The sequence below is a fragment of the Sporosarcina ureilytica genome (assembly GCF_001753205.1).
GTDB classification, from domain to species: Bacteria; Bacillota; Bacilli; order Bacillales_A; family Planococcaceae; genus Sporosarcina; species Sporosarcina ureilytica.
The window spans coordinates 3,407,167-3,429,652 of sequence record NZ_CP017560.1 but is presented as its reverse complement, the minus strand read 5'-3'; the positions used below and the strand labels follow the sequence as shown (position 1 = coordinate 3,429,652).

At 39.7% G+C, this 22,486-nt stretch carries 21 protein-coding genes and 1 riboswitch; of the genes, 11 read left to right on the top strand and 10 right to left on the bottom strand.

All coding sequences use genetic code 11. From position 1 onward, the window contains the following. Positions 1 to 49: 49 nt before the first annotated feature. From BI350_RS16510 to BI350_RS16490, 5 genes are all read right to left on the bottom strand, one after another. A complete protein-coding gene (locus tag BI350_RS16510; protein WP_075529156.1) occupies positions 50 to 682 on the bottom strand; it encodes a response regulator in 633 nt (210 codons plus the stop codon). Beyond that, positions 675 to 1,706, bottom strand: coding sequence for a sensor histidine kinase (locus tag BI350_RS16505; protein WP_075529155.1), 1,032 nt, complete (start codon positions 1,704 to 1,706; stop codon positions 675 to 677). Before BI350_RS16505 ends, BI350_RS16510 begins: the two co-directional genes overlap by 8 nt. Next, positions 1,703 to 2,404: a cell wall-active antibiotics response protein LiaF gene (gene liaF, locus BI350_RS16500; protein WP_075529154.1), complete on the bottom strand. Its 702-nt coding sequence runs from the start codon at positions 2,402 to 2,404 to the stop codon at positions 1,703 to 1,705. The genes BI350_RS16505 and liaF overlap by 4 nt, the downstream gene beginning before the upstream one ends. Positions 2,405 to 2,615: 211 nt before the next feature. Further along, the gene (locus BI350_RS16495) at positions 2,616 to 3,254 is read right to left on the bottom strand and encodes a PspA/IM30 family protein (protein ID WP_075529153.1); all 639 of its coding nucleotides are present in this window, start codon (positions 3,252 to 3,254) and stop codon (positions 2,616 to 2,618) included. Between the two features lie 271 nt (positions 3,255 to 3,525). Then, on the bottom strand, positions 3,526 to 3,888 hold the full coding sequence (locus BI350_RS16490) for a lmo0954 family membrane protein (RefSeq protein ID WP_075529152.1): 363 nt from the start codon (positions 3,886 to 3,888) through the stop codon (positions 3,526 to 3,528). Between the two features lie 358 nt (positions 3,889 to 4,246). On the opposite strand from BI350_RS16490, the gene BI350_RS16485 reads away from it, so the two are divergent. From BI350_RS16485 to BI350_RS16470, 3 genes are all read left to right on the top strand, one after another. After that, a complete protein-coding gene (locus BI350_RS16485; RefSeq protein WP_075529151.1) occupies positions 4,247 to 5,869 on the top strand; it encodes a long-chain fatty acid--CoA ligase in 1,623 nt (540 codons plus the stop codon). A 667-nt stretch (positions 5,870 to 6,536) separates the two neighbouring features. Further along, complete coding sequence (locus BI350_RS16475) at positions 6,537 to 7,148, top strand: DedA family protein (protein WP_075529149.1); 612 nt, start codon at positions 6,537 to 6,539, stop codon at positions 7,146 to 7,148. 7 nt (positions 7,149 to 7,155) lie between these two features. Continuing rightward, complete coding sequence (locus tag BI350_RS16470) at positions 7,156 to 7,983, top strand: undecaprenyl-diphosphate phosphatase (RefSeq protein WP_075529148.1); 828 nt, start codon at positions 7,156 to 7,158, stop codon at positions 7,981 to 7,983. A 92-nt stretch (positions 7,984 to 8,075) separates the two neighbouring features. Here BI350_RS16470 and BI350_RS16465 read toward each other — a convergent pair whose 3' ends face one another. From BI350_RS16465 to BI350_RS16455, 3 genes are read right to left on the bottom strand one after another with little or no spacing between them, the layout of a single operon-like run. Beyond that, positions 8,076 to 9,014 carry a metal ABC transporter substrate-binding protein gene (locus BI350_RS16465; RefSeq protein ID WP_245698274.1) on the bottom strand — a complete coding sequence of 313 codons (939 nt, stop codon included), beginning with the start codon at positions 9,012 to 9,014 and terminating at the stop codon, positions 8,076 to 8,078. Positions 9,015 to 9,049: 35 nt separating this feature from the next. Further along, positions 9,050 to 9,913 carry a metal ABC transporter permease gene (locus tag BI350_RS16460; protein WP_075529147.1) on the bottom strand — a complete coding sequence of 288 codons (864 nt, stop codon included), beginning with the start codon at positions 9,911 to 9,913 and terminating at the stop codon, positions 9,050 to 9,052. After that, positions 9,910 to 10,653 (bottom strand): metal ABC transporter ATP-binding protein, encoded by a 744-nt coding sequence (locus BI350_RS16455; RefSeq protein WP_075529146.1) that lies wholly within the window; start codon positions 10,651 to 10,653, stop codon positions 9,910 to 9,912. Before BI350_RS16455 ends, BI350_RS16460 begins: the two co-directional genes overlap by 4 nt. A gap of 391 nt (positions 10,654 to 11,044) precedes the next feature. Between BI350_RS16455 and BI350_RS16450 the strand changes: the two genes are divergently transcribed. From BI350_RS16450 to BI350_RS16435, 4 genes are all read left to right on the top strand, one after another. Beyond that, on the top strand, positions 11,045 to 11,743 hold the full coding sequence (locus tag BI350_RS16450; RefSeq protein WP_075529145.1) for a response regulator transcription factor: 699 nt from the start codon (positions 11,045 to 11,047) through the stop codon (positions 11,741 to 11,743). Then, the gene (locus BI350_RS16445; RefSeq protein ID WP_075529144.1) at positions 11,733 to 13,076 is read left to right on the top strand and encodes a sensor histidine kinase; all 1,344 of its coding nucleotides are present in this window, start codon (positions 11,733 to 11,735) and stop codon (positions 13,074 to 13,076) included. The genes BI350_RS16450 and BI350_RS16445 overlap by 11 nt, the downstream gene beginning before the upstream one ends. 45 nt (positions 13,077 to 13,121) lie before the next feature. Further along, the gene (locus tag BI350_RS16440) at positions 13,122 to 13,826 is read left to right on the top strand and encodes a PepSY domain-containing protein (RefSeq protein WP_075529143.1); all 705 of its coding nucleotides are present in this window, start codon (positions 13,122 to 13,124) and stop codon (positions 13,824 to 13,826) included. An 87-nt stretch (positions 13,827 to 13,913) separates the two neighbouring features. Continuing rightward, positions 13,914 to 14,303 (top strand): PepSY domain-containing protein, encoded by a 390-nt coding sequence (locus BI350_RS16435; protein ID WP_075529142.1) that lies wholly within the window; start codon positions 13,914 to 13,916, stop codon positions 14,301 to 14,303. A 72-nt stretch (positions 14,304 to 14,375) separates the two neighbouring features. Here BI350_RS16435 and BI350_RS16430 read toward each other — a convergent pair whose 3' ends face one another. Next, entirely contained in the window at positions 14,376 to 15,131 is a 756-nt protein-coding gene (locus tag BI350_RS16430) for an MBL fold metallo-hydrolase (protein ID WP_075529141.1), read from the bottom strand. A 216-nt stretch (positions 15,132 to 15,347) separates the two neighbouring features. Here BI350_RS16430 and BI350_RS16425 point away from each other — a divergent pair, with 216 nt between their 5' ends. The 3 genes from BI350_RS16425 (at position 15,348) to BI350_RS16415 (ending at position 19,655) form a co-directional block, all read left to right on the top strand. Further along, a complete protein-coding gene (locus BI350_RS16425; protein ID WP_075529140.1) occupies positions 15,348 to 16,877 on the top strand; it encodes an AbgT family transporter in 1,530 nt (509 codons plus the stop codon). A gap of 245 nt (positions 16,878 to 17,122) precedes the next feature. Then, positions 17,123 to 18,547, top strand: a complete 1,425-nt coding sequence (locus tag BI350_RS16420) for a YfcC family protein (protein ID WP_075529139.1) — start codon at positions 17,123 to 17,125, stop codon at positions 18,545 to 18,547. Position 18,548: 1 nt separating this feature from the next. After that, a complete protein-coding gene (locus BI350_RS16415; protein ID WP_075529138.1) occupies positions 18,549 to 19,655 on the top strand; it encodes an amidohydrolase in 1,107 nt (368 codons plus the stop codon). A gap of 47 nt (positions 19,656 to 19,702) precedes the next feature. Here BI350_RS16415 and BI350_RS16410 read toward each other — a convergent pair whose 3' ends face one another. Continuing rightward, on the bottom strand, positions 19,703 to 20,881 hold the full coding sequence (locus BI350_RS16410; RefSeq protein ID WP_075529137.1) for a M20 metallopeptidase family protein: 1,179 nt from the start codon (positions 20,879 to 20,881) through the stop codon (positions 19,703 to 19,705). 209 nt (positions 20,882 to 21,090) lie between these two features. Next, positions 21,091 to 21,191, top strand: a riboswitch (SAM riboswitch). A 94-nt stretch (positions 21,192 to 21,285) separates the two neighbouring features. On the opposite strand from BI350_RS16410, the gene BI350_RS16405 reads away from it, so the two are divergent. Next, positions 21,286 to 22,395, top strand: coding sequence for a 5-methyltetrahydropteroyltriglutamate--homocysteine S-methyltransferase (locus tag BI350_RS16405; protein WP_075529136.1), 1,110 nt, complete (start codon positions 21,286 to 21,288; stop codon positions 22,393 to 22,395). The last annotated feature ends 91 nt before the right edge of the window (positions 22,396 to 22,486 follow it).

The following is a 22,486-nucleotide window of genomic DNA, read 5'->3' as shown; positions in this document are numbered from 1 at the left end:
AACTAAAAAATCGCCTGAAGCTGGATAACATCCACTTTCAGGCGATTTCTTATTCCACTAATTCATGTTTAAACGCATAAATAACAGCTTGCGTTCGATCTTGGACTTCTAATTTTGATAGTAAGTTGCTAACGTGGGTCTTCACTGTTTTAAGCGCTATAAATAAATCGTCAGCAATTTCTTGGTTTGATTTTCCTTTGGCGATGAGGAGAAGGACTTCCAGTTCACGTTCGGTTAGCTCATCGTGAGGGAAGGTTTCATTGCCTGTGCGCATTCGCTGCATCATTTTATTTGTGACTTCTGGTTCTAAGACGGTTTGGCCTTGGAATGTTTCGCGGATTGCTTCTGCGATTCTTTTTGCATTGGACGTTTTTAGTATGTAGCTGATGGCGCCTGCTTCGAGGGCAGGATAGACTTTATCGTCATCTAAAAAACTTGTGACAATGACGATTTTAGCTTCCGGCCATTGTTCAATAATTACTTTAGTTGCTTCGGCACCGTTCATTTCAGGCATGACCATGTCCATTAAAATAATATCAGGTCGCAGTTCGAGTGCTTTTTCGACGGCCTCACGTCCATTTGTTGCTTCCCCGATCACTTCCATATCAGCTTGCGTTTGTAAATAAGCGGACACGCCAATACGAACCATTTCATGGTCATCCACTAATAGGATTTTAATCAATTTCATCTTCTCCTTTTTGCACTGGGAGTTTCACTTCAATGATTGTTCCTTGAGAAGGAACAGAAACAATTTTACAACTCGCCCCGATTTCAATCGCTCGTTCTTTTACATTCTGCAGTCCGTAAGAAATTGCCTTTTCATCGGTTTGTTTAAAACCAACGCCATTATCTTGAATGCGTAAAATGGCGAGGTCATCACGTTCGACGAATAGCACATTGACTTCCGTTGCTTGCGCATGCCGCAACGTATTCGAAAGCGTTTCTTGCGCGATGCGAAATAGATGATCTTCTGCCCCTTTAGAAAGGGATACTTCTTCCAAACGGTAATGAATATCGAAAAACACTTTTTCTTTTAATTCTACAAGTAAGTCTTCAAGTCCTTCCGCAATCGATTTATTATTCAACGCTGCAGGGCGTAGATGGAGAAGAAGGGCGCGCATCTCAAGCTGGGCTTGCTGCACCATTCTTTCAACTTGCTGTAATAAAGGATTTTGTTCTTCAGTCGAATCTCCACTTTCTGTAATTGCAGAAAGAAGCATCGAAGCTGCAAACAATTGTTGGGAAACGGAGTCATGCAGTTCGCGTGCGAGTCGTTGCCTTTCTTCTACAACGCGTTCTTGAATAAGTTTATCTTGTGCCTCTGCGCGTTCGTCTGTAATTCTTTTTAAACTATTTCGTTGTGTTACGAGCACATTGGAGACTTCATGAAGCGCTCTGTCAATACGATGAGGTAAATCATCGTTTTGTGTGAAGGTTTTCTCAGTATCTACAAGCTCCGCAACTTTACGTTCAATTGCTTTTTCTTTGGCACGTCCCATTGTGTGCGTCCAAATAGCAATGCTCCAACCGAGGGCGATTGTTGTTGTTAGTATCCATAGACCGAGCGGGATATCAGCAAATTGTAATTGATAAAATGCGAACCAGCTTTCTTTTATAGGAAGTGCTAATAAAAAATAAGCGTATACCATGGCAATCGCTAAAAATAAAAAAGTTAGAAAGAAACCTCTGCTAATGATTGTCTTCATTTTCGCACGACCTCCACATCTCCAGCCCATGTAGCAATCGTAATGATGAGTTCAGGACCATGCCCAGATTTTTCTTGGTAGCCGTCTTTTAAATGAAGAAACTCATTAATGAGTCTTTTACGGTGCACACCGAACAGTCTCGCTTCACCAAATAACGTTGTGTAATGAATACGAACTGGAATTTCATAAGGCAGTTCGATTTTGATTTTGCCGATTCCTTGCCGTACTGAAATGAGTGACGTCCCTTTTGGTAAAACCGTATCAGTTACGTCAATTTGGATGTCGCCAAAGAGTCCCTGAATGTGAACATCTTCCCATTCATAAGAAGAAAATGGGGTTGTTTGAATTGAAAACAATTTGTTTTTCCAAATTCCGTTTGGCGTTTCTTGCGTAAATTCTCGAATAGGGCGCATAATTTCTTCTGTCGTTACGCCTTTCCAAAGTTTAACTAAAATATATGCAATCGCTCCAAAAATAAGGAGTCGCAAACTCCATAAGTTGAACAGTGCAATGAATACGAAAAACAAGCCCAAAATAAACAGCCACTTAGAGCGTCTGCGCACGCCAAAATAGATGAGTCCGGCACCAAGAAGGACGTGTATAAAACTGCCATTTCTGAAGAAAAAGGATTCGACAAAAACAAGCAGTAAAAATGCCAATCCCCAAAAAGCGACTTTGTTCGTGTCGAGTTGTCTCATTTCAATAAACTCCCTTCTTCTTGCCGGACATTTGCCTAGCGAAAATAATGTCAGGAAGGCAATTGCCTTCCTGATTTCTAGCTTCGAGTGCCAGCCCCTCGGGTCATAAGCAAGCCAACTATGTGGCAAAGAGAGCCACACCGTTGGCTAGACTTATGCCTGTCGGGGCTGTGCGGGCACTCTTCGCTTTTGGTTAATAACTACTTATAGTTTACACAATTTTTGTTTCTTTTTCAGCATTTGTTTCCAATGATTCAAGTCGGCGTTCCATGGAAGACACTTCATAATCGCGGTCTATTTTCACGCCAAGATTTTCGATGTATTGCTGCATTTCGTTAAGTGACGACATTTTGCCATCGGATTGTTCCGGTGAGATGACTTGATCCATCCGGTGATTTGCACGTAAAACATTTTCTTTCCCCATCAGCTGTAGCTGACGAACTTTCATATCTTTCACTTTATGTTTCATTTCTTCAAATTTACGTTCAAGTGACATGAGTTCGTATGCAGTTTCGCGAATGCTTTCCATTAATTGATTTGCACGTGTTTCGTAAGCGGTAATTTCAGCTTCGGCAAATTCGACCAAGTCTTCTTCGCCTGTCTTTTTCGCCAATTCAAGTTGGTGGCGGCGTTTGTCAGTCATTGCCTGCGCTTCCTTAAGCTCTTTGTCCAATTCGCCTTTTAATTTACCCTGTCTTTCTAATAACTTCCCAACAGATTCCGTTTGTTTTTCTGCTTCGCGAATATATTGATTCAGCATCGCAATTGGATTTTTACTTTCTTTTTTATCAAGCATTGTGTGTAAATCAGCTTGTACTGAGTATTTAAATCTGTTCCATAGTGAGTTCATAGTGGGTTCCTCCTAATGTTTTTATAAAATAATTTCTAATACTAATTTTTATCTGGGGACACAAGAGTTAAGGCGATTTGAAAAATCATTCATGTATAAAGTTGTCTCTGTTGATTGTAGTGGAGGGTGGCGACTCCTGTGGGACTAGCGGGACAGGTGAGACCCCGCAGTGGAGCGTCAGCGACCGAGGAGGCTCACCGCCCGCCCCACGGAAAGCGTCCGCCCGGAACGGAAATCAACATTGTTTAAGTAACGTTGCCTTTTAATATCCTTAACGATTGTTTCTTGTAATTTCATCCCATTGTCTTTCAAAATTTACGAAAGGATCGCTGGATGGCTGGTGTTCGATGATATTGTCGTCTGTTTTGGTATTCCACTTTTTCCAAACGTAATACACACCAATCAATGCGATGATTCCGATGAATGCTGGAACATTTGAGATTGCTGTGAGAAGACCGATAATGAGTACGCCTCCCCAGAACAATTTAAGTAGCGTTGAATCACTTTTTCTATAGTAGTGTAAACCTACATAGGTAATTAAAGCGGAGATTGCGAGTGCTAGAAGAGAACCTAGATTTGCTACAGCAACAATTCCGGCGATAATTCCTAAAAGTACTAAACCGAATTTTTTCATTTGTTGTTCCTCCTTTCAATTTGTAACTTAATCTTACCGTCAAATTCGACTTGTCCAAACGGGCGCTGTGTCGATTTATGGCTAAGACTTTAGGCTGAATTCATCTCAGCAAAGGATTGACTATGAAACCGCTTTCATTTAAACTTAATTATTAGAAGAGTTTGTCATCTTTGAACTAGAATTGTAGAGTGCACTGAAAGGAGGAATTTAAAAGTTTGGAGTTTGAGGATTTTGACGTTGGCTTATTAAAAGACACGAAATATTTTTTCGAATAAATGAATGGCATCACGCATAGCATTTTGAGATAGGACAGGCAAAAGGAATTAAAAACTATCCATTAAAAGGGGAGCGATTAATTATGATGCAAACACCATTATTACTGTCATCATTCGTCAAACGTGCCGAACAATTTTTCCCGGACAAGCTTATCATTTCACGAACTAGTGAAAATACAATTCATAGAATTTCTTATCGCGAATTCGCAAAAAGAACGCGTAAGCTTGCAGATGCATTAACAAAACTAGGTATGAAGCAAGGAACAAAAGTAGGTTCATTCGCTTGGAATCATCATCGTCATTTAGAAGCATATTTCGGTGTTCCAAGTACAGGAGCAATCCTCCATATGATTAACATTCGACTTTCACCTGAACATATCGCTTATGTCATTAATCATGCGGAGGATGAGATTTTATTAGTGGATGAAGATTTGTTCCCGCATTTAGAAAAATTAGCGCCTCACTTAAAAACAGTAAAGCATTATGTCATTATGGGAGATAGTAAGACACTTCCGGAGACTACTTTAGAAAATGTCCATTTATATGAAAATCTACTTGAAAAAGCTTCCGATACGTTTGAGTTCCCCGAGGATTTAGACGAAAACTTACCGGCGGGCATGTGTTATACCTCTGCAACAACAGGTAATCCAAAAGGGGTCGTTTACTCGCACAGGGGGATTGTGCTGCACAGCTATGCACTAGGACTTGCTGACGCGATGGGGATAAGGGAAAAAGACGTGGTCTTGCCAATCGTTCCGATGTTCCATGTTAATGCTTGGGGTATGCCGTTTGCAGCTGTCTTCTTCGGTGCTACACAAGTATATCCAGGGCCAGGTTTTGATCCGGCGCTTATTTTAGATTTGATTGAAAAAGAGAAAGTCACTTTAACAGCTGGCGTTCCTACGATTTGGTTCGCTGTGCTCAATGAACTTGAAAAGAATCCTAGAGATTTGTCTTCACTTCGTTCAATCGTTTGCGGAGGATCAGCGGCTCCAAAAGGACTGATTCGGGCATTTCAAGATAAATATAAAGTCCCATTTTACGTTGGATATGGGTTGACGGAAACAACACCGCTTGTCAGTGTATCAGTCTTTACGTCGAAGATGGAACAATTAACGGACGAGGAAAAACTTGATGTACGTGCAATGCAAGGGTTAATCATGCCAGGACTCGAAGTAAAATTAGTTAACGAAGACGGTGAAGTACCATGGGATGGGAAAACGATGGGTGAATTGCTTATCAAAGGCCCTTGGATTGCAGATGAGTATTATAAGGATAAACGTACGGAGGCAGCATTTAAAGATGGTTGGTTCTATACAGGGGATATTGCGGTGATGACGGAAGATGGTTATTTAAAATTAACGGATCGAACCGCAGACCTCATTAAAAGTGGCGGTGAATGGATCTCATCCGTCGACCTTGAAAATGCCTTGATGACGCATGACGCAGTATTTGAAGCAGCAGTTATCGCAATCCCTCATGAAAAATGGCAAGAACGTCCTCTTGCCTGTGTTGTCCTTAATGAAGGACAAACTTCCGATGAGGAAATGAAAAAAGAATTGCTTTCCTATATAGAAGGACAGTTCGCAAAATGGTGGGTGCCAGATGACATCGTCTTCCTAGATGAAATTCCAAAAACATCAGTAGGGAAGTTTTTGAAAAGGGCACTTCGTGAGCAACTTGCTACAAGTGTTGAAGGGGTATGAATAGAAAATCATCTATAACAATTTCTGTATAGATGCATAAGTAAACACCTTGGATAGTATTTTGTCCAAGGTGTTTTTTGTGGATAAATATTTTTGGGGCAGAAGGTTTATTGAATTCGATTCGGTCTATAAAACAGTTATTCACAAGATTTTACCAACAAATGCTAGATTTTTCTGAAATTATGCACACTTTAGTTAAGTTATACACTTTAATTGTGGATAACTTAAATTTAGGACGACTTATCCACAGAATAAATATTAAAAGTTCACTCATATTCCATTGTCTTGTTAAATATCGTGGATTATGGGTTAATTCATAATGGTATTTTATAAGAAAATACGCATGTTGATGTGTGCTATTAATAACTTCCTTTTGATTAATGGCAGTTTTGTTGTTTTGTTGATTGTAGTGTAGGGTGGCGACTCCTGTGGGACTAGCGGGACAGGTGAGACCCCGCAGTGGAGCGTCAGCGACCGAGGAGGCTCACCGCCCGCCCCACGGAAAGCGTCCGCCCGGAACGAAAATCAACATTGTTCGAATTTTAATGTTGGATGATATTATGTTTATAAGAAACTTTTTCAACGAAAGGACGTCTCATGTATATGTCAAAATAGATTTGCACGCGGACTATATGTCTAGTAAACTGAATAGCAGCGGAGGCGTAAGGTGGAAAATTGGATTACTGAATTTATGAGTGAATTTGGTTATATTGGTGTCTTATTATTAATTATGTTGGAGAATATTTTTCCGCCAATTCCCTCAGAAGTCATTTTAACTTTTGGCGGTTTTATGACGACCTATTCAAATATGACGGTCGTTGGTGTGATTATTGCCGCAACAATAGGCTCCGTCGTTGGCGCTATGATTTTATATAGTATCGGGTTGATCATTGATGTTCGTCGACTCGAAAAAATCGTGGATCGATGGGGAAAGTATTTACGCCTGACACGCAAAGATATACATCGTGCGGATGCATGGTTTGATAAATACGGACCGTGGACTGTCTTCTTTTGTCGATTAATTCCGCTTATCCGCAGTTTAATTTCAATACCTGCCGGGATGTCCAATATGAATTTCCCGTTATTTATTTTGTTGACGACTCTGGGAAGTTTGTTATGGAATGGAATTCTCGTGATGGTTGGTGTTTCCGTCGGAGAAAATTGGCAGTCGATTGTAACCTATATGGATGTTTTTTCAAATATTGTTTATATATTAATAGGATTAAGCGGTCTGTTGGTTATATTTTGGTATATCCGATTCCGCAGAAAGAGAGCTTAAGTGAGTTATGGACTTATTCGAGTTAATTAAGGCGTTAATTTTAGGGTTTGTAGAGGGAATGACGGAGTTTGCGCCGGTTTCATCAACAGGTCACCTCATTATTGTGGATGATATGTGGTTGAAATCCCAAGAGTTTCTAGGAAAATATCCAGCGAATACATTTAAAATCGTCATTCAATTAGGGTCAATTCTAGCCGTCGTTGTCGTATTTTGGAAGCGATTATTTAGTTTGGTCGGATTGTATAAAATCGACGGCAAAAAGATGAATAAACGATTCAATTTAATGCATGTTATCGTTGGGATGTTACCAGCAGTTGTATTAGGATTTGCGTTCAAAGACTTAATTGATGATTATTTATTCCGCGTAGAAACGGTCATTGCAGCGTTAATTGTTGGAGCATTATTGATGATTGCTGCGGATAAACTGGGTCCGAAATATCCGAAAGTGAAGACGTTGGATCAAATTACTTATAAACAAGCATTTACAGTTGGGCTTGTACAATGTTTATCATTATGGCCAGGTTTTTCGCGTTCAGGAGCAACGATTTCAGGTGGGGTATTATTCGGAATGAATCACCGGACGGCTGCAGATTTTACATTCATCATGGCAGTTCCGATTATGATGGGCGCAAGTCTCGTTTCTGTATTAAAAAACTGGGAACATATGGAGATGGACTATCTATCTTTTTATGTTGTAGGATTTATTAGTGCGTTTGTATTTGCACTCATTTCTATTCGTTTTTTCTTAGCATTAATATCAAAAGTGAAACTAATGCCGTTTGCGATTTATCGTATTGTTTTAGCAGTAATCTTAGCGATTATCGTATTTTTATAATAAAAATTAAAACAGCACTTTCCGTTGCTTGTAAGAAGAGCAATGGAGAGTGCTGTTTTGTGTAGAAAATAACTTGCATGATCAATAAAGGATTACTCCTTTAAATGCTCATAAATCGTATCAATATTATATTGTAAAAAGCTAATGACTGTACTTCCATCTGCACCTTGACGGCCAAGTTCATCTGAAAAGAGTTTAGCGGCGATTGGTACGCCAGTTTCATTGGAAACAGTCTCCATCGGTCGAGGGTCAACATTTGTTTCGACGAATAATGCTGGAACATTATTTTCTTTTACGAACGAAACTAGTGATTTAATTTGGGCGGGGGATCCGTTTTCTTCAGTATCCACTTCCCAAATATAGCCTTCTTTTAATCCATAACGCTCTGCCATATATTGATAAGCACGTTCGCTCGTTACAAGTACTCTGCGTTCATCTGGTATTTCGGCAATTTTTGTTTTGTATTCTTCGTCCAGCGCACGTAGTTTTTCTAATAATTGTTCAGCTTTTTTTTCGTAGTGTGCTTTATTTTCAGGATCGACTTCAATCAATGCGTCCCTTGCATTTTCCGTCATTTGAATGACAACAATTGGGTCAAGAAAGGCGTGGGGATTTACTTCTTTTTCAGAACCATCATCAGATGTTAAGTAGAGTGGTTCAACACCTTCCATCAGTTCGAAAACTTTGTTTTTGTCTGCACCAACGGAGTCAACCAGTTTAAAAAACCAACCATGTTCTTCACCTTCTAGATTTAATCCGTTGTAAAATAATGCATCTGCGTCAGTGGCTTTTTTAATGTCTACCGGTAACGGTTCATATTCATGCGGGTCCGTTCCGATAGGTACCATACTGTGCACATCCACATGTTCGCCGCCGATTTCAGAAACGATATCATGGATAATCGAGAAGGTTGCGATCGCCTGAATTTTATCAGAACCGCTTTCTGTCTTTTCATTTTGATTGCCGCACGCAACAAGTAAAAATGTTGCTAGGATTGTGACAATCCCTGCCTTGAAAAGCTTTTTCATCATCTGTAAAAATCTCCTTTATAGTTACGAATTGTAAATTAATCTTGGATAATGATTTTTTTCTTCTTCGTTCGTAGTGAGCGCCAAAGCATCCCTTGTTTTGGCGATAGGAAGAAAGCAATTAAGAAGAAAGCTGTAGAAACTAAAACGATAACCGCACCGGAAGATAGATTATAGATGAAGCTAAAATATAAACCGATGATAGATGAAATTGCGCCAAAGATCGCCGCTAATAAAATCATCACCCAAAGCCTATTTGTTAAAAGGTAAGCCGTAGAAGCGGGTGTTATTAACATCGCCACCACAAGAATAATCCCAACCGTTTGCAGGGAAGCTACAGTTACCATCGTCAATAAAATCATAATGACATAATGAATGAATTTGTTCGGCAAACCGTAAGCCGCGGCGAACGTTGGATCGAATGTGCTGACAAGTAATTCTTTATAAAAAAAGATGACAGTAAGCAAGACGATGGCTCCGATAATGAGTGTCATCCACATGTCAGAAGCGCGAACCGATAGGACATTTCCAAATAAAATTCGATTTAAATCAATACTTGAATTTGCTTTTCCGATTAAAATGACCCCAAGCGCAAAGGCTGCGGAAAATACAATTCCAATTGCTGAGTCGTTTTTGATGCGGCTATTTTGATTAATATAACCGATCCCAATTGCTGTTAACATGCCGGTCACAACTGCACCGTAGAAAAAATTAATGCCAAGCATATAGGAAATCGCTACACCAGGCAGCACAGCATGTGATATTGCATCACCGATGAGGGCCATACCGCGTAATACGATAAAACTGCCAATCACGCCGCAAATAATACCCACCATTATGGAAGTAAACAATGCTTTCTGTAAAAATTCATAGTTCAATAAGTCTTGATAAAAGGAAATCATGAGAAGACCCCCATTGAATCGAGTAGAGAAAATTGCGCTTTATAGGCTTCACGCATGAGTTCAGGACGAAGTACGTTTTTCACCGTTCCTGATTTTATCAGTTTTTTATTTAGCAACACGAGGTCTTCGAAATATTCTTCTACCTTTGCCAGGTCATGGTGGACAACAAAGATTGATTTACCTTCATCTCTCAAGCTTTTTAAAATATTCATGATTAATTCTTCGCTTGTTACATCGATGCCGACAAGCGGTTCATCGAGAAAAAAGAAATCTGCTTTTTGGGCGAGTGCTCTTGCGAGGAAGACTCGTTGTTGCTGCCCGCCGGATAATTCTCCAATTTGTCTTTTACTGTAGTCTTCCATACCGACTTTTTTCAAGCATTCATATGCCCATTCACGGTCCGCTTTTTTAGGGCGACGGAATACACCTAAGTTGGGGTACGTTCCGAGTAAAACTGCATCCAAGACGATAATTGGGAAATCCCAGTCAATCGCAGCTCGTTGTGGAACGTAAGCAATTTTGTTTCTTGCTTGTTTTAAAGTCATGCCAGCAAAAGAGATTTGGCCTTCATCTATTGGAATTAACCCGAGCATTGATTTCATTAGTGTTGATTTACCAGCTCCATTCGGACCGATAATACCGATAAGTTTCCCGGTCTCTGCGGAGAAGTTTATATCCTGCAATGCTTCTTGACCGTAATAAGAGGTAGATAAATGTTTTACCTCTATACTATTTTCCATAAAATCACCTTTTCAATTTTTATTTCTCTTTGAATATTACTATCGTATGCAGAAAGTTTCCCTTGTGCAACTTGAAATTAAAAATAAAAGTTTCCTTCGACCAAGTTATTATTAATAACAGTATAAAATAAAAGTTTCCCTTATGCAACATTAATTTTGAAACTATAATTAAAATCAGTTAATTTGTAGGTGAATCCAAATTTATTTTAAAACTGTCTAGTTTCTCATTCAAGTAAAAAGCTGATAAAGTGGGATTGATGATCCGTTCATTGGAGAATTGAATGATAAGTGGGAAATCGATTTAATTCAAGCCGGTTTAGTATGTGTAATTAATTAATAACTAACGGTTTTTTATACAAAATGAGTAGTAGCAGATAGGGTGGTTGAAACGATGAAAGAACGAATTTTAATTATAGAAGATGAGGAAAATATTGCTCGCGTATTGCAACTTGAACTTGAATTCGAGGGATATGAAATAGGGATAGCGCATACGGGACCAGATGGGCTTATTCAATACCGAGAGCATGAATGGGATTTAATTTTGTTGGATTTAATGTTACCTGGTTTAAATGGATTAGATGTATTGCGACGTATTCGGGCAACAGAAAATCATACGCCTGTTATTTTATTAACCGCAAAAAACGAAGTGGAAGATAAAGTGGCAGGGCTTGATTTAGGCGCGAATGATTATGTAACAAAACCATTTGAAATTGAAGAACTACTGGCCAGGATACGTGCTGCATTACGCTTTTCAAATGGGGGACAAGCAAAAAAAGATGAACATTTATATGAGTTTTTCGGATTATCTCTTCATGAACAAACACGTGAGGTGAAACGTGAAGAACGTCAAATTGAACTTACGCCAAGGGAGTTTGATTTACTCCTTCATTTATTAAAACATCCTAACCAAGTACTGTCTCGGGAACAGTTGTTAGATGCTGTTTGGGGCTTTGACTATTACGGCGATACGAATGTGGTCGATGTCTATATTCGTTATGTTAGGAAAAAAATCGAGAAGCCGGGGGAGAGCACGCTCATCCAAACGGTGCGAGGTGTCGGTTACGTGCTCAAAGAAAACGATGAAAATTAGAACGAAAATCCATTTGTTTTCGACATTACTGATGTTTGTTATTTTAATTTTGACGAATACGGGTGTTTATTTTTTATTTGAAAAAATGGCATACGACACGGAGCGCGAGCAACTTCAAAGTCAAGTGAAAGAATTAACAGCATCTTTTAGTAAAATGACAGCGCAGAATGACCCGGCAGTGATTATTCGTGCTCATCTTCCGGACAACGGTGCGATAAGTGTTGCTGGTCAGCGGCTTGGTTCGGGTGAAGCGACTACGTTGTTAAAAGACTACACCCCAACTATTACAAATGATTCGTATACGGTTGAGAAAGTTAATGGCACGTCTGTATTATCCGTTAGTTCTCCTGTTATTTGGAACAATGGAGATGTCGTTCAACTGGATATGATGCAATTGCTTGTAAATGTGGATCGTAACTTAATGGCTTTAAAGCTTGTCCTTGCTGGTGTTACATTGTTAGCGATGTTGCCAGTGGTCTTTTCGAGCATTGGGTTAAGCCGTATTGTGATCAATCCAATTGAAAAGCTGATTGCAACGATGTCTCAAAGTCGAAAATCAGGGACTTACGAAAAAATCCAAATGTCTGTGGACCGAAAAGATGAAATGGCACAAATGGCTTTAACATTCAATGAAATGATGGAACAGCTAGAACAAAATTATAAGCAGCAGGAACAATTCGTTTCAAATGCTTCACACGAATTAAAAACACCGCTCACCGTCATCGAAAGTTATGCCCGACTTCTAACAAGGCGCGGATTTGATAATCGTGACGTTGCAGAAGAAGCGGTTGGTGCAATTCTTAGTGAATCCGTTCGTATGAAATCGATGATTGAACAGCTATTGCAGTTAGCGAAAAACGATGAGCTAGCTACGTTTCAATTTGAAGAAACGGATTTATTTGACCAAATTGAAAAAACAGTGAAGCCGATGCGACAAGCTTATGCCCGGCAGTTTGACTTTGAAGGTATTAAAGATTCGATCGTGACAACGGATAGTGAAAGATTTAGGCAGCTGCTTTATATTTTCCTCGATAATGCACGGAAATATAGCGATGATTTAGTTAAAATCACATTGCAAGACGAAGGAGATAGCTATGCGATTGCGATTACAGACTATGGGAATGGGATACCTCAGGAAGCATTACCGCATGTTTTTAATCGATTTTACCGAGTCGAAGAAGACCGAAATCGTAAAACAGGCGGAACAGGCCTTGGATTAGCAATCGCAAAACAACTTGCTGATGGACTCGGCGCGGGGTTAAAGATGGAGAGCATTAGCGGGATGGGTACGACAGTTAGAATTACGATTCCAAAACGATTAGATTCTCATTAAATCTTAATGTTGGGTGTATAAAATGCTAAGTAGGAGGTAATTCACATGAAAGTACTAAAAAAACAATGGCTACTCCCGCTCTTGGTTACGATCCTTCTCTTGGTATTTGGTGTGATTTATATACAAGGATTATTTACAAACGAAGAACAAATGACAAAGGAAGAAATTCAACAACAATTAGAGATGATGTATGAAGGCACTGTCGGAGAGCTAACGTTTCAAGACGGCGTTTATTCTACAGAAATTACACGGCCAGGCGGCATTTATGAGACAAAGATAAATGCTGAAAATGGCCAAGTTCTTTCGATGTCCTTAATTAATAAGATCGAAGTCAAGGAACCTGAATTGTTATCTGAACAGGAAGTACGCGATATTGTCGTTAAGAAATATCATAACGACATTGAAAGGTTGTCCCACGATGATACTGGAGAAATCCCGGTTTATAACGTGGAAGTAGCAAAAGATCAAGCGCTATTGAAAGTGGTTGTGGATGCAAAGTCTGGAGAAGTTATTTCTGAAGAAAAGCAACCTACCACAACGAAAAACACGCTCATTACAAGGGAGCGGGCAATTGATATTGCACTTAAACAATTGCGCGGTGAAGTTGAATTTGTAGAGTTCCATGATCGTGATGATGGCGGTTATTATTTAGTAGAAATCGAGCAAGATAATGATGACGACGATATTGAAGCGATCTTTCAAATCCATGCGATTACTGGAAAAATTATGTCAGTTAAGTGGGATGATTGATTTCTCATCAAACTCTAATCTTCTTTTAAAAGTCTTCTCATCTACACTAGGTATGATAAGGGTAACAATAAAGAGAGGATGATTTAAATGAAGAAGTTAATCTCAATTTTAGGTCTTTCAGTAGTGATCGTGTTTGCGGGTGCAGCAATGTTTGCAAATGCAAGTTCAAACAACGTCGTTGAAGAGGGCGTGCTAGGTGTACAAGAAAAGGTGAATGAACTGCAAGTTGTACCAACGAAACAAAAAGCAGAGTCAACTGTTGAAAAAATACAATCGAAAAGCAAGTTGACAGTTGAAGAAGCGATTGCCATTGCTAGACAACACGCGTCCGGAACAGTAAAGGAAATAGAGCTGGATAACGACGATGGCCGACTCTATTATGAGATTGAAATGAAAGATGGAAAATATGAATACGAACTTGATATTGATGCATATACAGGCGATGTACTGGATTTTGAAAAGGACCTTGAGGATTGATTCTGTAGAGGTATTCGCTCTTAATTTTAAAAAATCGTTGGAACAGGTAGTGAATCTGTTCCAACGATTTTTTTATTTAAGGGATTGTTCTTCTAAAATGGTATAATTTTTACCGACTTTAGCAATTTCAGTCTCACCGCTAAATTGTTCTTGAGCAGCGTGTAAGATTTCATTTACATCTCCATGTAAGGGTAAGTGGGTTAGTAAAAGTTGATTCGCCCCAGCAAGTTGTGCTAATTTACCTGCTTCACTGCCACCCATATGCCCCGGGGCCACCCCAATATGTTCTTCATATAAATTCGCTTCGCTCACTAATAGGTTTGTCCCTCTCGCAAAATCAACAAGATCTTCATGCCATTCCGTATCTGCTGTGAAAACTACTGAACGTCCGTCTACTGTAAATTTCAATGCAAGACAGTAAACAGGGTGTTTTGTTCTGCAAAAACTCACTTTAAAAGGACCAATTTTAATCTCGTTTCCTTCATGAATTGCCATCCCTACTGTCATTTCTTTATAAGACAACTTCGCAAATTGTTCCTCATCTTCGGTATGACCGTAAATCGGTAAAATTTGAGGGGATTGGTTTAAGTAATATTGAATAAGGCGGCTATATTGTAAACTGCCAACATCAGCAATATGATCTGCATGATAGTGAGTCAGAACGACAGCATCCAATTGTTCTAATGGCAAATAATTTTGAAGTGAAGACAAAACACCGCTGCCACAGTCAATTAAACAATGAAATCCCTCGTGTTCAAGCAAGAAGGCAGAAGTTGCCTCATTCGCTTTCGGATAACCACCCCAAATCCCTATAGGTATTAATTTCATGACAAGCCCTCCATGTATAATTGTTATTTTACTAAAATTGTAACTTATAAATACTTCTTTGAAAAGTGAGAAGGACGCGATAGTTTACCATAGTTAGTCTTATTGGTTTACTATTTCTTTTACAATATAAATCTTATATACTGTGAAGCATACAAAAAAACAAACAATTTATTATCTGAATATTTTAATGGTTTGTGGATTGGAAGGAGTATATATATGAAGAAACAAAAAGTTGGTTTTTTCCAAAGATTTCTGAATGTCGTGGAAACAGCCGGAAACAAATTACCGCACCCGGTAACATTATTTGCAGGTCTTGCACTTTTAGTTATTATCGTTTCTGGAATTGTTTCCTACTTCGGCGTTAGTGCAGAACATCCTGGGAAACCTGGAGAAATTATAGAAGTTAAAAACTTGATGAGCGGAGAAGGTATTAAATATATTTTCACTCAAATGACGAGTAATTTCGTCGGCTTCGCACCGTTAGGCGTTGTTCTAGTAACGATGTTAGGGATTGGTTTAGCAGAAGGAACAGGCTTAATTAGTGCATTACTACGTGGGTTTGTTCTATCAGTACCGAAACGGCTCATTACATTAGGCCTTGTTTTTGCAGGGGTTATGTCAAGTGTTGCTTCTGATGCTGGTTACGTTGTTCTACCTCCACTTGGCGCAGTTATTTTCGCCGCAATTGGACGCCATCCGCTTGCAGGTTTAGCAGCTGCATTTGCTGGGGTTTCCGGTGGATTCAGTGCCAACCTTTTCCTATCGGGAACAGATGCATTACTTGGTGAATTAACAATTTCAGCAGCAGCGATTATCGACCCAGCTTATGCTGAAGGCATGAACATTGCCATGAACTACTACTTCATCGCAATTTCTGTATTGGTACTTACAGTTGTTGGTGCATGGGTAACGGAAAAAATTGTTGAACCTCGACTTGGTGAATATAAAGGCGAGTTCCGTGAGAAGATTGAAAAATTAAATGGCGTAGAGAAGAAAGGTCTTGTTTGGGCTGGCGTATCTCTTGCGATTACGAGTGTATTAGTAGCTTTATTAATTTTACCGGAATGGGGACCACTACGCGGAGACGGCGATATGCCAATTATCCGTTCACCGTTTATGAGTTCGTTAGTTCCGATCATCGCGCTTCTTTTCTTCATTCCAGGTCTTGTGTATGGACGTGTAACGAAAGAAATTCGTGATGATAAAGACGTTGCGGCAATGATGTCGGCAACGATGGCTTCTATGGGAATGTTTATCGTGTTGTCTTTCACAGCTGGACAATTCGTAGCGTTTTTCTCTGAATCTAATATGGGCCTTGTGATTGGTGTATACGGGGCAGAGTTTTTACAAAGCATTAACTTAACAGGTATTCCGCTTGTATTGCTATTCATTTTAATTGCAGCCTTTATTAACCTATTTATTGGGAGTGCGTCTGCAAAATGGGCAATGATGGCACCTGTTTTCGTTCCAATTATGATGAACTTAGGGTACTCGCCAGAATTAACGCAAATGGCATACCGTGTTGCTGACTCCGCAACAAATATCATTTCACCACTTATGACATATTTCGCAATTATCATTGCGTTTGCTCAGAAGTACGATAGAAAAATGGGTATCGGAACACTTGTTTCCGTTATGTTCCCTTACAGTATGTTCTTCCTAGTCTTCTGGACATTAACACTTGTTGTATGGATGCTATTCGGTATCGATTTAGGTCCTGGTTCAGGAATTTATTATACGAAGTAATAGTAAAACCGTTTTGAATGAAACTACTCATTCAGAACGGTTTTTTGTTTGTGAAAATTATGAGCGTTTTAATCCCGATATTATGCTGAAAATGTAGTGAAAAGTAGTCAGTTCTAATGATTATCATTCAATCGTAATGAACAGTTGGAACATTTTTGTCAATTGCTATTGACTATGAATGTTTATGCATATATTATTATAAATACTCGAATCGAGTTAGTTTTTAAATTAAGGGGAGAAAAGAAATGACAACTAGAGTTGAAAAGCAAATAGTACCCGAAAAAGAAAAGAAAAGATGGATTCCGCATACATATGCGATATTATTTTCAATCATGATTCTTGCTGCAGTTGCATCGTATTTGATTCCGGCAGGGGAGTTTGAACGATTAGAAGTTGATGGGCGTACAATCGTTGTGGAAGGCAGTTATACAGAAATTGAGCAGAGTCCAGTGAAACCATTCGAATTATTCAAGGCGATTCCAATGGGAATGTCGGCAGCTTCGCAAATTATATTTTACATATTTTTAGTTGGCGGTGCCTTTGGGATTATTCAGGCTACCGGCACAATAGAAGCAGGAATAGGGAAGGCTGTACATAGACTTGAGAATAAAGAAAAGTTATTAATCCCGATTATTATGATTCTATTTTCGGTTCTTGGCGCGACAATTGGAATGTCCGAGGAATCGATTATTTTTGTACCGATTGGAATTGCAGTTGCACGTGCACTTGGATTTGATGCGATAACAGGAACGGCTATGGTAAGTCTTGGTGCTGCATCCGGCTTTATAGGGGGTATGCTTAATCCGTTTACGGTGGGCGTTGCACAGTCAATTGCAGAAGTACAAATTTTTTCAGGCTTCGGATTCCGGTTTGTTGTATATTTATTCGTTCTATCTGCAGCGATTTTATATGTAATGCGCTATTCTAGTAAGGTGAAAAATGATCCAACTAAAAGTATTGTTTTTGATATTGAGCAAAAGGTTAAGGAGAATGATGTTGAGGCGCATGCAAAGGAATTCCCGATCTTTAATTGGCGTCATGGACTTGTTTTAACATTTCTAGCGGGTGGATTAGTAATTAACGTTTACGGTGTCTTTAAATGGGATTGGTTTTTAACAGAGTTGACAGCTTCGTTCATTATCATTGGATTGTTATCTGGGATTGTCGGGAATCTGGGCATTAATGGCACATTCGATGCTTTTGTTGATGGTATGAAGGTAATCGCTTTTGGAGCACTCATTGTAGGTTTTGCGAGAGCCATCTTGATAGTTATGGAACAAGGTTATATTATAGACACGGTCATCTATGCTTTATCGAATTTAATTTCAAGTTTACCGCCTTCTTTAAACGCTGTAGGCATGTATATTACGCAAATTATTATGAACTTTTTTATCCCATCTGGAAGTGGGCAGGCGGCAACAACGATGCCGATTATGACGCCGCTTGCAGATTTACTAGGGATGGAACGTCAAATCGCTGTCCTGGCATTTCAGTATGGTGACGGGATTACGAATTCAATTATTCCGACCTCAGCATCTCTAATGGCTTATTTGGCAGTTGCGGGAATCCCTTATGAGCGTTGGGTAAAATTTGTTTGGAAACTAGTGTTAGGTTGGTTACTGATTGCACTGATTGCAATTGTTGTGGCCGTAATGATTGGAGTGAGTTAAGTTGGAAATAAAAAAGAAAATTGACGCGTGGTTTAAGCACTTTCATGCTCACCCGGAGATTAGTTATCAAGAAGTAAAGACAACTGAGAAATTAACGGAAATATTAGCCGGCATGGGCGTAACTTATAAAACTTTTGATAATGTAACAGGAGTCGTCGCGGAAATCGGTGAAGGAAAAGAAATCATCGCAATTCGAGCTGATATAGACGCGCTTTGGCAAGAGGTTGACGGGGTATACCAAGCGAATCATTCCTGTGGGCATGATGCGAACATCGCGATGGTATTGGGCGCACTTTCCTATTTAAAAGATGAACCTTTAGAGGGAAAAATTCGCTTTATTTTTCAACCGGCTGAGGAGCAAGGGAACGGCGCAGTCGCGATGGTCGAGCGCGGTGTGATTGATGATGTTTCTTATTTATTCGGGGTGCATTTGCGTCCGATTGAGGAAATTCCACATGGTAAAGTGTTACCGGCTATTCATCATGGTGCGGCGGCATTTCTTGAAGGAAAAATTATCGGAGTCGATGCACATGGCGCGCGTCCACATCAAGGGAAGAATGTCGTTGATCCGCTATTTGCGATTCATCAGTTTATCAAAACAATGTATTTCTCTCCGTTTGAGGCATATTCTGTGAAAATGACGAAAATGCAAGCAGGGGGAAATAATGTTAATATTATTCCTGGATCTGCAACGTTTGCGATTGATACACGGGCACAATCCAATGCAGTTTTGGATGAATTAATGGAGAAAGTTAATGAAGGAATTCAAGCAATTGGTAAGTTGTATGGGGTAGAAATTGAAACTGAATGGAAAGATTATACACCTGCTGCGGAAGTATCTGAGGAAGCAAGTGAAATTGCTACAGCTGCAATTTTGGAAACTGTAGGCGAAGTGGGGTATGCGCCTTCAGTCATTACCGCGGGTAGTGATGATTTTCATTTTTATACAATTCATAGGCCAGAATTGAAAGCAGCGATGCTTGGCATTGGTGCGGATCTTCAGCCGGGACTTCACCATCCGAAAATGACATTTAATACAGAGGCACTCGATATTGGTGCACGTGTACTTGCGGCTACATTAAAGAAAGCACTTGCTAGGGAGAAATAACAAAAGCTTCCTTTTTCACAGTTAATTGTGAAAGAGGAAGCTTATTTTTAACCTTTATTTTGCGCTTCAAAAAATGTCGCTGCAAAAACTTTGGCCGTCATTTCCATCGCTGGTTCGTGAAAATCAAACTTTTCGTGATGGTGTGGGAATACGTTTTCCGTATCATCCATTTGAGCGCCAACAAAAAAGTATGCACCAGGTCGATGGTGTAAATAATAGGAGAAGTCTTCAACAGGCATAATAGGATTCGTTTCTACGATGCACTCTTCGCCGAATGTTTCCGTAACACCTTGACGAACAAGGTTCATAGCATCAGGGTCGTTATTTACAGAATCATAGCCTTTAATGATTTCGACTTGTACATCGCAACCAAGTCCGGCACCAACTGATTTTGCAATTTCAATTACACGGCGACCCGCAAGTACACGAAGTTCAGGGTCGAATACGCGGATTGTACCTTCCATAACTGCCTCGTTTGGAATCACATTGTCTGCGTGTCCAGCGTGAAAGCTCCCAACTGAAACGACGAGCTCTTTCAATGGATCCGCATTACGACTTACAATTGATTGAAGAGCAATCATAATGTGGCTTGCAGCTAAGATTGGATCTACGCCCGTATGCGGTTCCGCGCCATGTGTTCCGAAGCCGGTTACCGTAATTTTAAATGCATCTTCAGAAGCCTGAAGGAAGCCGTCACGTACATACACTTTATTGGCAGGCATTTGTGATTGTAAATGTGCGCCGAATACAAGATCAACGCCGTCAAGACAGCCATCTTCAATCATCGCACGTGCACCGCCGGGAGATAGTTCTTCTCCGAATTGATGGAGTAGAACGATATTACCAGGCAACGATTCTTTAATTTCATTCATCGCTTTGGCGAAACCTAATAATGCTGCGGTATGACCATCATGTCCGCATGCATGCATAATACCAGGGACAGTCGATTTGTAAGGGACGTCTTTCTGGTCGGCAATTGGTAACGCGTCGAAGTCCGCACGAAACGCAATTGTTTTTCCAGGTTTACCTCCGCGAATCATCCCGACGACTCCACGCCCCCCAACATTTCTTTGTACTTCGATGCCTAAAGACTCCAAGCGATCCGCTATAAATGCAGGTGTATGAACTTCCTGGTGGGATAATTCGGGGTGCATATGTAGAAAACGTCGATCGGCGATCATCTCTTCATAATAACTTGAAATTTTAGTTAAAGCTTTATTTAGCATATAAAAATCCCTCCATTTTAAATCATTATACTCGCCCGGAACAGAAATCAACACTTTTTGTGATAGGGTTGATTGTTAAATTGACTCATGGAACTATAGAAAGAAATATAATTGATTTAATTGTCACGATAAATAAAGAAAATTCAAAATAACCTTGACATTCAATTAAAACATGTGTAAAGTGGTAATCAATAACTTAATAAGCGACTTTCTTATCCAGAGAGGTGGAGGGACTGGCCCTTTGAAGCCTCAGCAACAGACTTATGAAGAACTGTGCTAATTCCAGTAGCGAAAAGCTTGGAGATGAGAAGAGTAGACGCCTAAAATTGCTGAACTCTTCTTATTTATAAGAAGGGTTTTTTCCTTATTAAAGTTAAAAAACTTTTGGAAAGAGGGAATAGGCAATGACAGAAACATTGACGAAAACAGCACCATTCAGAGCGGATCACGTAGGGAGTTTGTTAAGACCAGAGAACTTGCATGAAGCGAGAAGATTGTTTAAAGAAGGGGAAATTAACTCCGAACAGCTTCGAAAAGTAGAAACAGAAGAAATTAAAAGAGTTGTAGACAAACAGATTGAAGTCGGTTTGGAACTTGTAACAGACGGTGAATTCAGACGCCGTTTTTGGCATACCGATTTCCTTGAGCATTTAAATGGAATCGAAGGGTATGTTCCGGAGCAAGGTTATATCTTTAATGGGAACGAGGAAACAGAAAGATACAATATCCGTAATATCGGAAAAGTCTCATTCGATCCTGACCACCCACACGTAAAAGATTTTATTGAATTCAATGAAATTGTTGGTGGCCGTGCAGTTGCGAAACAAACAATTCCGAGTCCAAACCAATTGTTTAATATTGGAATTAGGGATGAAAATATCTATCCGGACATCGAGGAATATGCAAATGATATCATTCAAGCTTACCGTGATGCGATCAAAGCTTTCTATGAGGCTGGCGTTCGTTATTTGCAGCTGGATGATGTATATATTGCGGGACTATCAGCGCCTGATATCCCGTGGAATGACGGTGAATATTCAAGAGAGTATTTAATTGATTTGGCGCTTCGGGTGGCAAATGGCGTATTAGAAGGGAAACCTGAAGATTTATTTGTGACGACTCATCTGTGCCGAGGAAACTATCGATCTAACTGGGCATTTGAAGGCAGTTACGATATAATTGCCGAAAGATTTTTAGCGAAAGAAAAAGTAGACGGTTTTTTCCTCGAATATGATGATGAGCGTTCAGGTGGCTTTGAACCGCTTCAACATATTCCGAAAGACGGAGCAAAAGTTGTATTGGGCGTAATTACATCTAAAAGTGGAGAACTTGAAAGTAGGGAGCTTGTTAAGTCACGTATAAAAGAAGCTTCAAAATATGTGCCGCTCGATCAAATTTGCTTAAGTCCGCAATGCGGATTTGCGTCCACGCATCATGGCAATAAATTGACTGAAGAAGAACAGTGGGAGAAGTTAAAGTTTATTGTGGATATTTCCAAAGAAATTTGGGGTTAATCTAACCAGTTTGATAATAAATGTTTGGTATTGATAAACAGAGGCATGCATGGAGGAATTTCTGACCAATTCATATTGGTGGGGATTCCCT

Excerpts from the sequence above, each read along its gene's own strand:
- BI350_RS16505 (WP_075529155.1), bottom strand. The coding sequence starts at position 1,706 with ATGAAGACAATCATTAGCAGAGGTTTCTTTCTAACTTTTTTATTTTTA.
- liaF (WP_075529154.1), bottom strand. The coding sequence starts at position 2,404 with ATGAGACAACTCGACACGAACAAAGTCGCTTTTTGGGGATTGGCATTT.
- BI350_RS16495 (WP_075529153.1), bottom strand. The coding sequence starts at position 3,254 with ATGAACTCACTATGGAACAGATTTAAATACTCAGTACAAGCTGATTTA.
- BI350_RS16490 (WP_075529152.1), bottom strand. The coding sequence starts at position 3,888 with ATGAAAAAATTCGGTTTAGTACTTTTAGGAATTATCGCCGGAATTGTT.
- BI350_RS16485 (WP_075529151.1), top strand. The coding sequence starts at position 4,247 with ATGATGCAAACACCATTATTACTGTCATCATTCGTCAAACGTGCCGAA.
- BI350_RS16470 (WP_075529148.1), top strand. The coding sequence starts at position 7,156 with ATGGACTTATTCGAGTTAATTAAGGCGTTAATTTTAGGGTTTGTAGAG.
- BI350_RS16465 (WP_245698274.1), bottom strand. The coding sequence starts at position 9,014 with ATGATGAAAAAGCTTTTCAAGGCAGGGATTGTCACAATCCTAGCAACA.
- BI350_RS16460 (WP_075529147.1), bottom strand. The coding sequence starts at position 9,913 with ATGATTTCCTTTTATCAAGACTTATTGAACTATGAATTTTTACAGAAA.
- BI350_RS16455 (WP_075529146.1), bottom strand. The coding sequence starts at position 10,653 with ATGGAAAATAGTATAGAGGTAAAACATTTATCTACCTCTTATTACGGT.
- BI350_RS16450 (WP_075529145.1), top strand. The coding sequence starts at position 11,045 with ATGAAAGAACGAATTTTAATTATAGAAGATGAGGAAAATATTGCTCGC.
- BI350_RS16445 (WP_075529144.1), top strand. The coding sequence starts at position 11,733 with ATGAAAATTAGAACGAAAATCCATTTGTTTTCGACATTACTGATGTTT.
- BI350_RS16440 (WP_075529143.1), top strand. The coding sequence starts at position 13,122 with ATGAAAGTACTAAAAAAACAATGGCTACTCCCGCTCTTGGTTACGATC.
- BI350_RS16435 (WP_075529142.1), top strand. The coding sequence starts at position 13,914 with ATGAAGAAGTTAATCTCAATTTTAGGTCTTTCAGTAGTGATCGTGTTT.
- BI350_RS16430 (WP_075529141.1), bottom strand. The coding sequence starts at position 15,131 with ATGAAATTAATACCTATAGGGATTTGGGGTGGTTATCCGAAAGCGAAT.
- BI350_RS16425 (WP_075529140.1), top strand. The coding sequence starts at position 15,348 with ATGAAGAAACAAAAAGTTGGTTTTTTCCAAAGATTTCTGAATGTCGTG.
- BI350_RS16420 (WP_075529139.1), top strand. The coding sequence starts at position 17,123 with ATGACAACTAGAGTTGAAAAGCAAATAGTACCCGAAAAAGAAAAGAAA.
- BI350_RS16410 (WP_075529137.1), bottom strand. The coding sequence starts at position 20,881 with ATGCTAAATAAAGCTTTAACTAAAATTTCAAGTTATTATGAAGAGATG.
- BI350_RS16405 (WP_075529136.1), top strand. The coding sequence starts at position 21,286 with ATGACAGAAACATTGACGAAAACAGCACCATTCAGAGCGGATCACGTA.